Source organism: Xenorhabdus sp. TS4, assembly GCF_014467265.1.
Lineage (GTDB): Bacteria > Pseudomonadota > Gammaproteobacteria > Enterobacterales > Enterobacteriaceae > Xenorhabdus > Xenorhabdus ehlersii.
This window is the reverse complement of record NZ_NKHQ01000024.1, coordinates 241,043-253,885: the sequence shown is the minus strand read 5'-3', so window position 1 is coordinate 253,885 and position 12,843 is coordinate 241,043. Positions and strand designations below refer to the sequence as shown.

8 protein-coding genes and 1 pseudogene are annotated in these 12,843 nt (G+C 42.0%); 6 read left to right on the top strand and 3 right to left on the bottom strand.

Annotation, left to right across the window (positions count from 1 at the left end; genetic code table 11):
* Window positions 1-123 precede the first annotated feature (123 nt).
* Window positions 124-1,113, top strand: a complete 990-nt coding sequence (gene nlpD / locus Xets_RS12535; RefSeq protein ID WP_187651765.1) for a murein hydrolase activator NlpD — start codon at window positions 124-126, stop codon at window positions 1,111-1,113.
* A gap of 54 nt (window positions 1,114-1,167) precedes the next feature.
* Complete coding sequence (gene rpoS / locus Xets_RS12530; protein WP_099131538.1) at window positions 1,168-2,163, top strand: RNA polymerase sigma factor RpoS; 996 nt, start codon at window positions 1,168-1,170, stop codon at window positions 2,161-2,163.
* A gap of 256 nt (window positions 2,164-2,419) precedes the next feature.
* Here rpoS and miaE read toward each other — a convergent pair whose 3' ends face one another.
* The gene (miaE, locus tag Xets_RS12525) at window positions 2,420-3,184 is read right to left on the bottom strand and encodes a tRNA isopentenyl-2-thiomethyl-A-37 hydroxylase MiaE (RefSeq protein WP_187651764.1); all 765 of its coding nucleotides are present in this window, start codon (window positions 3,182-3,184) and stop codon (window positions 2,420-2,422) included.
* Between the two features lie 32 nt (window positions 3,185-3,216).
* Window positions 3,217-5,778: a DNA mismatch repair protein MutS gene (mutS, locus tag Xets_RS12520; RefSeq protein ID WP_187651782.1), complete on the bottom strand. Its 2,562-nt coding sequence runs from the start codon at window positions 5,776-5,778 to the stop codon at window positions 3,217-3,219.
* Window positions 5,779-6,848: 1,070 nt separating this feature from the next.
* Here mutS and Xets_RS12515 point away from each other — a divergent pair.
* From Xets_RS12515 to yjiA, 4 genes are all read left to right on the top strand, one after another.
* Window positions 6,849-7,952 carry a phosphoethanolamine transferase gene (locus Xets_RS12515; RefSeq protein ID WP_167450616.1) on the top strand — a complete coding sequence of 368 codons (1,104 nt, stop codon included), beginning with the start codon at window positions 6,849-6,851 and terminating at the stop codon, window positions 7,950-7,952.
* 302 nt (window positions 7,953-8,254) lie between these two features.
* On the top strand, window positions 8,255-10,408 hold the full coding sequence (locus tag Xets_RS12510; RefSeq protein WP_099131540.1) for a carbon starvation CstA family protein: 2,154 nt from the start codon (window positions 8,255-8,257) through the stop codon (window positions 10,406-10,408).
* 136 nt (window positions 10,409-10,544) lie between these two features.
* Entirely contained in the window at window positions 10,545-10,748 is a 204-nt protein-coding gene (locus Xets_RS12505) for a YbdD/YjiX family protein (RefSeq protein WP_099118661.1), read from the top strand.
* Window positions 10,749-10,808: 60 nt separating this feature from the next.
* Window positions 10,809-11,771: a GTPase gene (yjiA, locus tag Xets_RS12500; protein WP_099131541.1), complete on the top strand. Its 963-nt coding sequence runs from the start codon at window positions 10,809-10,811 to the stop codon at window positions 11,769-11,771.
* Between the two features lie 346 nt (window positions 11,772-12,117).
* Here yjiA and Xets_RS12495 read toward each other — a convergent pair.
* A pseudogene (locus tag Xets_RS12495) lies at window positions 12,118-12,684 on the bottom strand (tyrosine-type DNA invertase); the annotation flags it as partial.
* Between the last annotated feature and the right edge of the window lie 159 nt (window positions 12,685-12,843).

Sequence of the window (12,843 nt, the reverse complement as noted above, 5' to 3'; positions counted from 1 at the left end):
TCAAATTAGCTGTTATTTTTTCTGAAATTAAGCAAAATGTTTCGCTTTAAATCTTCCGTAATTCTAAATTTTTATAAATTATTATTATTTTCACTTATATTTGCCTTTATGGGGGAATAAAGTATGAATCTAGAAAAACCAGTGAAAAAAATAAAGTGGATAATCGCCAGTACTGTTATGGGCGTTGTATTGATAGGTTGCAGTAATACACCAAATCGTCCAGCCCCAATTGTGAATATCGACACAAATCGTGTTTCAGATAATCATGCTATTAAAAATCGCCAGCTAGTGAATAATGCTGCCAATAGCAGTTCATCTCAAGGGCGAATTATTTATCGCCGTAACTACGAAAGTATTCCCAAAGGAAGCTATAACGGAAGCACTTATACGGTTAAACATGGCGATACTTTGTTTTATATAGCCTGGATTACAGGCAGTGATTTCCGTGATCTGGCTCTCAGAAATAATATTTCAGAGCCTTATAGCTTAAATGTTGGTCAGGTCCTGAGAATAGGTAATTCAACCTCCAAAAATGGTGTATTAATAGCATCAAATAGTACTGAATCAAAAATTAGTCAGGTTGATTTTCAAAAAATTAATGCGTATCCTGCAAATATTGATAGACCAAGGTCAGGAAAAATGTTGCCAAAGGCAACCATTTCTGATGACGATAATTCTGTCCCAAAAGTATCTATAGCAACAGATACAGGGGTAAATAATGCTATTAATGGTGCTGATACTATTAATAGTTGGAGATGGCCGGCAGAAGGAAAAATTCTTGAAGGCTTCTCTGATTCTCAAGGAGGAAATAAGGGCATTGATATTGCGGGGAATCGTGGCCAACCCGTATTTGCTACAGCCCGTGGAAAAGTGGTTTATGCCGGAAATGCATTACGTGGCTATGGAAATCTAATAATAATAAAACATAACGATGACTACCTAAGTGCTTATGCGCACAATGACACCATGTTGGTTCGTGAGCAACAGGATGTTCAAGCGGGGCAAAAAATTGCCACGATGGGTAGCACCGGAACAAGTTCAGTAAGATTACATTTTGAAATTCGCTATAAGGGAAAATCCGTAAACCCGCTGCGTTATCTTACGCAGCGATAAACCGGGGCAGGGATCTGAAATTCCTGCCCGCATTATCATGGGTAGGAGCAGCTGATGAGCCAAAGTACGCTTAAAGTTAATGAGTTGTATGATGATGCGAATTTAGACGAAAATAGCATGGAAGCTGATGACTTTGATGAAGCGTTGCTGAAAGATGAGGATGATATAACTGGTCTTGATGAAGATTTGGATTTGTTGCAAGGAGTAAACCAACGGGTTCTTGATGCAACACAGCTTTATCTTGGAGAGATTGGTTTCTCACCTCTGCTGACAGCAGAGGAAGAGGTTCTTTTCGCCAGACGAGCACTACGAGGGGATGTTGCTGCACGCCAACGCATGATTGAAAGTAACTTGCGATTGGTTGTAAAAATATCCCGCCGATATAGCAATCGTGGATTAGCACTGCTAGATCTGATTGAAGAAGGTAACCTTGGGCTTATTCGTGCAGTGGAAAAATTTGATCCTGAAAGGGGTTTTCGTTTTTCCACTTATGCGACATGGTGGATCCGTCAAACCATTGAACGTGCCATTATGAATCAAACTCGCACAATTCGCTTGCCTATTCATATAGTCAAAGAATTGAATGTCTATTTACGTACTGCAAGAGAACTGGCACATAAATTGGATCATGAACCGAGTATCGAAGAAATTGCGGAAAAACTGGATAAACCGGTTGAAGACGTAAGTCGTATGATGCGGCTGAACGAACGCATTACTTCTGTCGATACACCGATTAGTGGTGATTCAGATAAGGCATTATTGGATATTTTATCTGATGAAAATGATTCAGGGCCAGAAACAACTATTCAAGATGATGATATGAAACAGAGTATCGTGAAATGGTTGTTTGAACTGAACGCAAAACAGCGTGAAGTTTTGGCCCGTCGTTTCGGTTTGCTTGGATACGAAGCAGAAACATTGGAAGATGTTGGGCGAGAAATTGGTTTAACAAGAGAGAGAGTTCGTCAGATTCAAGTTGAGGGATTGCGCCGTCTTAGAGACATATTGCATACCCAAGGTTTGAATATAGAATCATTATTCCGTACTTAATTCTTTATTCCTGAGAACGTATACCTAAGAAATTTCAAATTGCAGTGTTAGTGGAAAGTAGATGAATTTCCAGAAACAAAGATAATTAGAAAACTTGGTGATGGCAAGAGTAGAAGTAAGTCCAAAAGTGACAATTGAAAAGATAAAGATAAAGGTATAGAGAAGATAGGCGGTAATCCTAAGGTGGGCTAAATAAGCCCACCTTTTATTTACTCATTTATATTTTCATTACCATTTGGTGTGACATTTATCAATTTTAGATAATCGGAACACCACTATGAAATTTAAAATCATGATCGGGAGTTTGAATAAGTTCTGCTTCAACCTGGCCGAAATAATTCACTCTTTCTGTAATATCTTCTTTAGATATTGACTGAGCGAGCATCAAATAATCTTGGTAATGGCGAGCTTCTGAACGCAGCAGAGAAATATAAAACTTACCCAAATCCTCATCCAGATGAGGAGCTAATTTTGCGAAACGTTCGCATGAGCGTGCTTCAATATAAGCACCAATAATCAGTTTATCGACCAACGTATAAGGTTCATGATTGGTAACATGCTGAAATAGGGATTTAGCATAGCGACTAGCACCGATACTGTCATATCTTACCCCTCTGGCATCCATGATTTCTAATACTTGGTAAAAATGATGCAACTCTTCCTTAATCAATAACACCATCTTATCGATGAGATCTTGACTATAAGGTGATTTTGCTCGCGCGGTAATTTGCTTGGTGGCCTGATTTTTTCCTTTCAATGAATGAATATCACCCATTTTTTTATAGGCAAAATCCTCATAGGGCTGAAACCAAGCGAGCAGAGCATCAGCACTCTCAGGAGCAACGGCATATTTACGAATTAAGAACATAGCACTTTGTGCCGCTTTCAATTCACATAGCAGATGATCGCGCAATAAGATTGGCAAATTCTCAGGCAGCCGTGCTTTTTCTACCCATTGGTCGGGAGTTTCGCACTGTAAAAATTGATAAATGGGAGCTAACAGATTAGTATCAAACTTCATTGTTGTTCCATTCATGGCTGTTTCATTCATTGTTAAACCATATCTTTCAGACGATAAATCCACTCTAATGCCTGACGTGGTGTCAAGGTATCTGGATTAAGGTTTTCCAATGCTTCAATTGCCGGAGAGGTCTCTTCTGTCAGCAAGGTTAACTGTGGTGTATCGACATGGCCTACTGCCGCATTATTGGAGAGTGATTCCAGCTCTTTCAATTTTTGGCGCGCACGTTTAATGACATCGCGTGGAACACCTGCCAGCGAAGCAACAGCTAGCCCATAACTCTTGCTTGCTGCCCCTTCTTGCACACTGTGCATGAAAGCAATGGTGTCGCCATGCTCGACAGCATCAAGGTGAATATTGACAACTCCTTCCAGTTTCTCAGGCAATGTTGTCAGTTCGAAATAGTGAGTCGCAAACAGGGTCATTGCTTTGATGCGATTAGCTAAATTTTCAGCACAGGCCCACGCCAGGGATAAACCATCATAAGTTGATGTACCACGACCGATCTCATCCATCAAAACCAGACTATGTTCAGTCGCGTTATGTAAGATATTGGCAGTTTCGGTCATTTCCACCATAAAGGTAGAGCGTCCTGATGCCAGGTCATCGGATGCACCGACACGAGTAAAGATACGATCTACAGGGCCAATAACCGCTTTTTCGGCAGGAACAAAGCTTCCAATATAAGTCATCAACGTAATCAAAGCCGTCTGACGCATATAGGTACTTTTACCTCCCATATTTGGCCCTGTAATAATCAGCAAACGGCGCTGTGACGAGAGCGTCAATGGGTTAGAAATAAACGGTTCACTTAATACTTGTTCGACAACCGGATGCCGACCGCCAGTGATCTGAATACCCACTTTATCGGTTAGTATCGGGCGGGTGTAATTTAGAGTTTCAGCGCGTTCAGCAAGGTTTGCCAGTACATCCAGTTCTGACAGTGCTTCGGCACAGGTTTGCAAATCGGCCAGATGAGGCAGCAATAGATCGAACAACTCTTCGTACAGAGCTTTTTCGATGGCAAGCGCTTTGCCTTTGGAAGTCAGTACCTTGTCTTCATATTCCTTTAATTCAGGAATGATATAGCGTTCTGCGTTTTTGAGCGTTTGACGACGAACGTAATGGATAGGGACTAAATGGCTTTGTCCACGGCTGACCTGAATATAATAACCATGCACTGCATTAAAGCCCACTTTCAGGGTATCAATGCCAAGTTTCTCGCGTTCACGGATCTCCAGTTTATCGAGGTAATCACTGGCGCCATCGGCTAGTGCTCGCCATTCATCCAATTCAGCATTATAGCCCGTGGCAATGACACCACCATCACGCACCAGAACAGGAGGCGTTTCGACAATCGCATTCTCTAGCAGAGTCTGCAATTCATCAAAATGTCCCACACGCTGCTGTAGCGCTTGGATATAAGGGGCATCTGAGGATGTCAGGATCTGATGAATATCAGGCAATTGCTGGAAAGCATGACGCATTCTGGCCAGATCACGGGGGCGGGCAGAGCGCAGAGCAAGACGGGCAAGCACACGCTCTAAGTCACCGACCTGGCGCAAAAACGGCCGTAATTCATAACCGATTTCCTGTAATGCGGAAATGGCTTGATGGCGATTTTCCAGTATATCTTTATTGCGGGTTGGTGCATGCAGCCAGCGTTTCAGCATTCGGCTGCCCATCGGTGTCACACATTGATCGAGTACCGCCGCCAGCGTATTCTCAGTGCCACCGGACAAATTTTGTGTCAGCTCCAGATTACGGCGGGTGGCAGCATCCATAATAACCGTTTCCTGCTGGCGTTCCATCGTCATGCTGCGAATATGAGGTAAAGTGGTACGTTGAGTGTCTTTGACATATTGCAGCAAACAGCCTGCGGCACGCAGAGCGAGCGTCGCTTTTTCCACCCCGAAGCCAATCAGGTCACGGGTGCCAAATTGCAAATTAAGTTGTTGTCTTGCTGTATCCAGCTCAAATTCCCACATTGGGCGCCGGCGCAAACCATGACAACGTTCAATCAGCGCCATATGCTCAAAGGTTTCAGGATAAAGCAATTCCACGGGATGGGTGCGTTGCAATTCTGCGGCAATACTATCTTGATCGGACATTTCAGAAACGCGGAAACGGCCAGAAGTGATATCCAGCGTCGCGTAACCAAATCCCTGATTATCATGCCAGATAGCGGCGAGCAGATTATCCTGACGTTCTTGTAGTAAAGCTTCATCAGTTACGGTGCCTGGAGTGACAATACGCACAACTTTGCGTTCAACAGGGCCTTTACTGGTTGCAGGATCTCCAACTTGTTCGCAGATCGCCGCAGATTCACCAAGTTGTACCAGTTTTGCCAGATAGTTTTCGATTGCGTGATAAGGAACACCCGCCATCGGAATAGGTTGACCAGCCGATTGTCCGCGCTTGGTTAGGGAGATATCCAGTAACTTCGCCGCCTTTTTGGCATCGTCATAGAACAACTCGTAAAAATCCCCCATTCTATACAGCAGCATAATATCAGGGTGCTGCGCTTTCAGACGCAGATACTGCTGCATCATGGGAGTGTGGCTATCTATATCCTTTGCTGGAGATTCTTTCATATTGACTTGATTCAATTCTATTATTCCTGTTGACTCAGTTGGGCCATCGACGCTCAGTCAACCCATCTAAATGACAAAACCTAAATATAATCAGCTAAGGATGGAACGTTAATAGACCTCATCCTGGGCGAAAACGCTATCTTATCACTGATAATCTGTGTGATTCATCTGTGGATGCGATTAGAAGATTTAAACGGTAGGTTAGCAGGATTACTCGCAGGAATGTATCAGATTTTTTCACAATTCAGCAGGATTGCGAAGCGGCTCGATTGTTGTTTAGTTTGAGTCATACTATCAAATAACAAATAATAGGAAAGCAGATGGCATAAAGCACTTGAATTCTATTTATCGGCTCAGTTTGAGCATACGATCTTGGTAACCCATGATGGTTTTAAAGTGTTGACGCTGCGGGATGAAGAACACGAAGTTTTTGCACGTGACCTGTCGATCACTCAATAAATTATAATTTATGATGTGATAGTTTTCCCAATACTGTATTGCGCAGTGTTGGGTTTTATTTGGCTAAAATATCGCCACGTTGGGTTTGTAGAAATTTAACTATGGCTATGTGAAATTACAGGGTGATTATGTCTTGGCTTTATAAAAACAAGAATCTCTCTTGTTTTATTGTTCTCTTTTTTCTTATTTTTCTGATACATAAATGTTTGGGGTATCAGTTAAAACTAATATATGTCTTCAGTGCCTTTGCACTCTTTTTATTTTTGGCTGCTATCAGTAGACGAATTTATATCTTTTTGATTGCTTTTTTTTCCTTGATAGGAATGCTCTATACTCCAATTGGCCTCAATTACGGTTATCCAGACATCAATGCGGTAGGATCATTAATTTATACAAATAGGAATGAAACAACGGAATATATTAGTGGACTTTCTGTTTCAACTTATTTAACTGCTATAGCTATTTTTGTTCTGATGATATTTTCACTTAAGCTAAATGTTACCTTAACAAGCAAAAGTAAAAAGTGGTTGTTTACCCTGTTTTTTATTTCGGCTTTCTGGTCCCCAGCCAAAGGGTATATAAAATCGGGTTTTGAAGATAGCTCGGAACTTTTGAATACCAGTTTACCGGAAGTTCGCTTTTTCAGTGATGCCTATCAGAGCTACCAGCAAGTCATGTCAGAAAATCACCGATTTGCCAAGATTATTAAATATCGGGATGACTGGCAGCCAGTGGTGAAAGAAGAGAAATACGACACTTATATCATGGTGATTGGTGAGAGCGTCCGAAAAGATTTTATGAGTGTCTATGGGTTCCCGGATAAAAATACCCCTTGGTTGGATAACGCGAATGCCACCGTGTTAACCAACTATATTTCTGCGGCACCATCGACACAGTTATCGTTGACTAACTCTTTGGCGGTTCGTGAAGCAAATGAAATTCAACTGAATAACAGTATTGTTTCACTGGCGAAAAAAGCGGGATTTGAAACTTACTGGCTGTCCAACCAGGGAATGAAGGGAGGGTTTGATTCTCCTGTAGCACTGATTGGGCAGCAGGCCAATCATTATACTTTTCTAAAAGAAGGCAATTCAGATGATCGCAGTTATATGCCGGATGAAAATTTATTGCCTTATATTCGCAAGGCATTAATGAAGAATGAGCAGAAAAAGAAACTGATTATTATTCACTTAATGGGTTCGCATCCACAACCTTGCACCAGAACGAATGATAAATATGGCACCTATTTTCATTCCAAAAATATTTCATGTTATCTTCAGAGTATTCATAATACGGACAGACTGCTAGCTGACATTGAAAGTATTGCCAATAAAAATCAATTGCACTGGACAATGCTTTACTTTGCGGATCATGGTTTGTCACTTGTGAATAAGAATACAGATAGCGAGAATCTGACCCATAACGATAGTAATAAGCAGAATTATCAAGTTCCCTTTATTATTACCGGTTATGACTATGTCATTAACAATGCCGACAAGAACACAGCAAGCAAAAATATCATAGATGCTCACCGCAGCGGTTTGAATCTACTGTCTATGTTATCCACATGGTTGGGAATTGAAGAACTTCGCTTGGTATCCAAATGTGCTTGGTTTTCCAACCAAGCGTGTCTGAACCAACATACAGTGATTTCATTCAGTAACGAATATAAAGACTTTAACCACCTAAAGGATGACGCCATTAACTTCGATTGATGAATATACCTTCGTCTTGCAATTTATTAAGGAAGTGAGTTACCTCACAAAACTTGGCTCATGCTTTATATGTATGAACCACTGATTGGGGGATTTTGACCGCTTAATGTTGGTATTCAACCGCTGAGTAAGATCCTCTCCCTCTTATCAGGGAGAGTTTTATATCATAGTGCAGTGTGACGAGGAGTATATCCCTTTTATGGGTATTGCTTCCTGCCGGCTGTAGATGGTCGGTTTATGGAGAAGGAAGTAAAAATTAAATAATGACTCGCTGTTCGTCTTACTGTGGAAAAGGAAGTTTTATGAAGAATAATAAATTGTTAAAACATATCCCCTGGATGATATTGGGGATAATTGGCGCATTCTGTCTTGGAGTCGTTGCGCTGCGTCGGGGAGAACACGTTAGCGCTTTGTGGATCATTGTCGCTTCCGTAGCCGTTTACTTGGTTGCTTATCGGTATTATAGCCTGTATATCGCCACGAAGGTAATGAGACTGGATGCCACGCGAGCAACCCCCGCTGTTGTCAATAATGATGGTTTGAACTATGTTCCTACCAACAAAAATGTCTTGTTTGGTCATCATTTTGCCGCTATCGCGGGGGCAGGTCCGTTAGTCGGGCCAGTATTGGCGGCACAGGTCGGTTATCTGCCAGGAACATTGTGGTTGCTGGCAGGGGTAGTGCTTGCCGGAGCGGTGCAGGACTTTATGGTGCTGTTTATCTCCTCCCGCCGTAATGGGGCATCATTGGGTGAGATCGTCAAGGAAGAGATGGGGCGTGTGCCAGGCACAATAGCTCTGTTTGGTTGCTTCTTAATCATGATCATCATTCTGGCGGTACTGGCGTTAATCGTCGTGAAAGCATTGGCAGAAAGCCCGTGGGGCGTATTTACGGTTTGTTCAACAGTGCCGATTGCGCTTTTCATGGGGATCTACATGCGATATATCCGCCCGGGGCGTGTGGGTGAAGTCTCTGTGATCGGTATTCTCCTGCTGATTGCCGCCATTTGGTTTGGTGGTGTTGTCGCCGCCGATCCTTACTGGGGACCCGCGCTGACTTTCAAAGATACCACCATCACTTATGCGCTGATCGGATATGCATTTATCTCTGCATTATTGCCAGTTTGGCTTATTTTGGCACCGCGTGACTATCTGGCAACTTTCCTGAAAATTGGGGTTATTGTTGGTCTTGCAATTGGGATTATCATCCTGAATCCTGAACTGAAAATGCCAGCCGTCACACAATATATTGACGGTACTGGGCCAGTCTGGAAAGGAACGCTGTTCCCATTCTTGTTCATTACTATCGCTTGTGGTGCGGTGTCTGGTTTCCATGCTTTGATCTCTTCGGGGACGACACCTAAGCTGTTGGCAAATGAAAAAGATGCACGTTTCATTGGTTATGGTGCGATGTTAATGGAGTCGTTTGTGGCGGTCATGGCATTGGTTGCTGCATCCATCATTGAGCCGGGTCTGTATTTTTCGATGAATACCCCTCCGGCCGCGCTGGGTATTACTATGCCTGACCTGCATAATTTGGGCACTGCCGAGGCGCCAATGATTATGGCCTCTTTGAAAGAAGTAACGAGCCATGCGGCCGCGACTGTAAGTTCTTGGGGCTTTGTTATTTCCCCCGATCAAATTCTGCAAACGGCAAAAGACATTGGTGAGCCATCCGTTCTGAACCGCGCAGGAGGAGCGCCAACTTTGGCAGTGGGTATTGCCCATGTATTCCATCAGATCATTCCTGCGGCAGACATGGGCTTTTGGTATCACTTTGGTATTCTGTTTGAAGCGTTGTTTATCCTGACGGCGTTGGATGCGGGCACACGTTCTGGTCGTTTCATGTTGCAGGATCTTTTGGGTAACTTCGTTCCATTCCTGAAAAAAACGGACTCTTTGATTGCGGGTATCATTGGTACAGCCGGTTGTGTTGGCTTATGGGGTTATTTGCTGTATCAAGGCGTGGTTGATCCATTGGGTGGCGTCAAGAGCTTATGGCCGTTATTTGGTATCTCTAACCAGATGTTGGCCGCCGTTGCGTTGGTATTGGGTACGGTTGTCTTGATCAAGATGAAACGCACCCGATATATCTGGGTAACGGTTATTCCTGCGGTTTGGTTGTTGATTTGTACCACATGGGCGCTGGGGCTGAAATTATTCAGTGATAACCCACGGCTTGAGGGCTTTTTCTTCCTGGCGAAAGAATACAAGCAGCGAATTGCCGAAGGTGGTGCAGAATTGACGGCTGGGCAAATCAGTAACATGAATCACATTGTTGTGAACAACTACACCAATGCGGGATTAAGCATTCTGTTCCTGATAGTGGTGTACAGCATCATTATTTATGGTATCAAAACTGCGATTAAAGCAAGCAAAAACCCGACGCGTACCGATAATGAAACGCCTTATGTTCCGGTTCCTGAAGGTGGGGTGAAAGTCTCTTCTACGCACTGATGCAATACTAAAACTGATACCGACCAAATCATTCCGTATCAGTAACCGCTATACCCCACATAATTGACTTTGTACTATGTGGGGTATTTTTTATTGGGGAACTATTCCTTATAGAACAAGCCTTGGAGAACAATTTATGTTTGGTAATCTTGGTCGGGCAGGCAAGTATTTGGGGCAGGCTGCCCGAATGTTGGTGGGCGTTCCCGACTATGACACATATGTACAGCATATGAAAGAAAACCACCCTGATAAGCCTTATATGTCTTATGAAGAATTTTTTCGCGAACGTCAGAATGCTCGCTATGGTGGCGATGGCAAAGGCGGAATGCGCTGCTGTTAGTGAAAAAAGTGGTTAATTCATTGAAAATTATTTAGCAATCAATAGCATCGGGAAACGAAAATGCAACCAATATCAGTCACGATCCTGAGCGGTTTTTTGGGATCAGGCAAAACGACGCTGCTGCGTCATATCCTCAATGTTGATCATGGTTACAAAATAGCCGTCATTGAAAATGAATTTGGTGAAGTCCCCATTGATGATGAATTGATTGGTGATCGTGCAACTCAAATTAAGACATTAATCAACGGATGTATCTGCTGTAGTCGTTCGAATGAGCTGGAAGATGCATTATTGGACTTGCTGGATAGCATGGATAAAGGGCAGATCAACTTTGACCGCTTGATTATCGAATGTACCGGCATGGCTGATCCCGGCCCGATTACGCAAACTTTCTTTTCCCATGAAATTTTGTGCCAGCGTTTTTTACTCGATGGCATTATTACGCTGGTGGATGCAGTTCATGCGGAACAACAGTTAGATCGTTTTTCCATTGCACAGGCGCAGGTAGGATATGCAGACAGGATCCTTTTAACCAAAACAGATATTGCTCCCATTCATGATGCCTTAGTTGAACGTTTGCAGCGAATCAATGCCAGGGCACCGATTCATAAGGTTATTCAAGGTGAAGCCGATTTAGACTTACTGTTCGATATCGAAGGTTTTATGTTGAATGACAAACTGACGGTTTCGACACCCACTTTTCGATTTGCACCCAAACAACAAAACTCGGTTCAGTCGATTGTCATTAACTTAGCACACCCAGTTGAACTGCCGGAAGTTTCTAACCTGATGGACGAGCTATTACTGAGTTTCGCGGATAATCTCCTGCGATACAAAGGTATTCTTGCTATCAAAGAAGAACCATGTCGGTTACTGTTTCAAGGGGTTCAGCGTCTGTATGGCGCGGATTGGGATAGAGAATGGCGCGATAATGAAGTACGTGAAAGTGTGCTGGTTTTTATTGGTATAGATCTGCCAGAACAGAAAATCCGTGAAAAATTTGCGGAATTGTTTAAAGAATAATTGATTGAGTAATAATTTTTTATGGAATTTTAATTGTTCATTTTTATTTCTTATTGAGTAGTGAAATTGTTCATATAAATTCGCTGCTCAAAATTAAATAAAAATTTATATATTTACCTGTTAGACTTAAGTTTTTTAAAGAACCAACTTGGTGTGCTAACAAGTGTAAAACAATAAAAATAAAAACCATTTACAAATTGAGTTTATCATACGTAAAAAATAGTCATTTATCTTAGATTTTCATGACATTGTCTATTTTATCTGCCAGCAATCTCCACAAATTAACTAGTGGAGATTGTTACAATAACAGATCATGTGAGTGAAAACAGCAGAAAAAATAACACAACTATTTAGAGTGAGATTCCCAAATTCTGGAAAAACGTTTCACATTACTGGCGGTGTAAATTACAGTATGTGAAATATTACGGTGTCCGAGATAGTCTTGAATCAAGCGGGTATCGCGACCGAGATCAGCTAATGCATAACCACAAGCATGTCTTAACATATGCGGATGTGGAGAAACACTGACAGACGCCTGCTTTCCATAACGTTTTAATAAACCATAAACTTGTTGCCGTGAAACAGGACCCGATTTTTGAGAAAGAAATACCCACGGAGAATCGGCTTCGCGCCATTTTTGGCGAATATCTAGCCATTTATTTAACGCTTCAATTTCTTCTGGAATTAAAGGATGTGTGGTTGAAAGTCCACCTTTTAACCGTCTGATATGAATGATCGCTGAATTCAAATCAAGATCAGATAGGCATAGATTACATAACTCACTTACCCTAAAGCCGTGAATGAAACACATTAACAGCATGCAATAATCCCGTTCTGCGTGACGTCCTTGTTTTGTTGCTGCCAGAATTGCGTCTATTTCGTATCGGGTTAAAAACTTACGTTGTTTCATGAAATTATCATTCCTATGAAATCAGAGAGATAAATTGTAAATAGCAAGGTATTTAAGTTAATCGAATACAACAAAACATTAGTATTTTTTAAACATAATTAACTAAATACCAGATTAATTTAATTGGAATAACACAAATAAAAAAATTGCTGCTTATTTTTG

What these genes read in the sequence shown, in the direction of transcription:
- rpoS (WP_099131538.1), top strand. Translation starts at nt 1,168, where the DNA reads ATGAGCCAAAGTACGCTTAAAGTTAATGAGTTGTATGATGATGCGAAT.
- yjiA (WP_099131541.1), top strand. Translation starts at nt 10,809, where the DNA reads ATGCAACCAATATCAGTCACGATCCTGAGCGGTTTTTTGGGATCAGGC.
- mutS (WP_187651782.1), bottom strand. Translation starts at nt 5,778, where the DNA reads ATGAAAGAATCTCCAGCAAAGGATATAGATAGCCACACTCCCATGATG.
- miaE (WP_187651764.1), bottom strand. Translation starts at nt 3,184, where the DNA reads ATGAAGTTTGATACTAATCTGTTAGCTCCCATTTATCAATTTTTACAG.
- Xets_RS12510 (WP_099131540.1), top strand. Translation starts at nt 8,255, where the DNA reads ATGAAGAATAATAAATTGTTAAAACATATCCCCTGGATGATATTGGGG.
- Xets_RS12505 (WP_099118661.1), top strand. Translation starts at nt 10,545, where the DNA reads ATGTTTGGTAATCTTGGTCGGGCAGGCAAGTATTTGGGGCAGGCTGCC.
- nlpD (WP_187651765.1), top strand. Translation starts at nt 124, where the DNA reads ATGAATCTAGAAAAACCAGTGAAAAAAATAAAGTGGATAATCGCCAGT.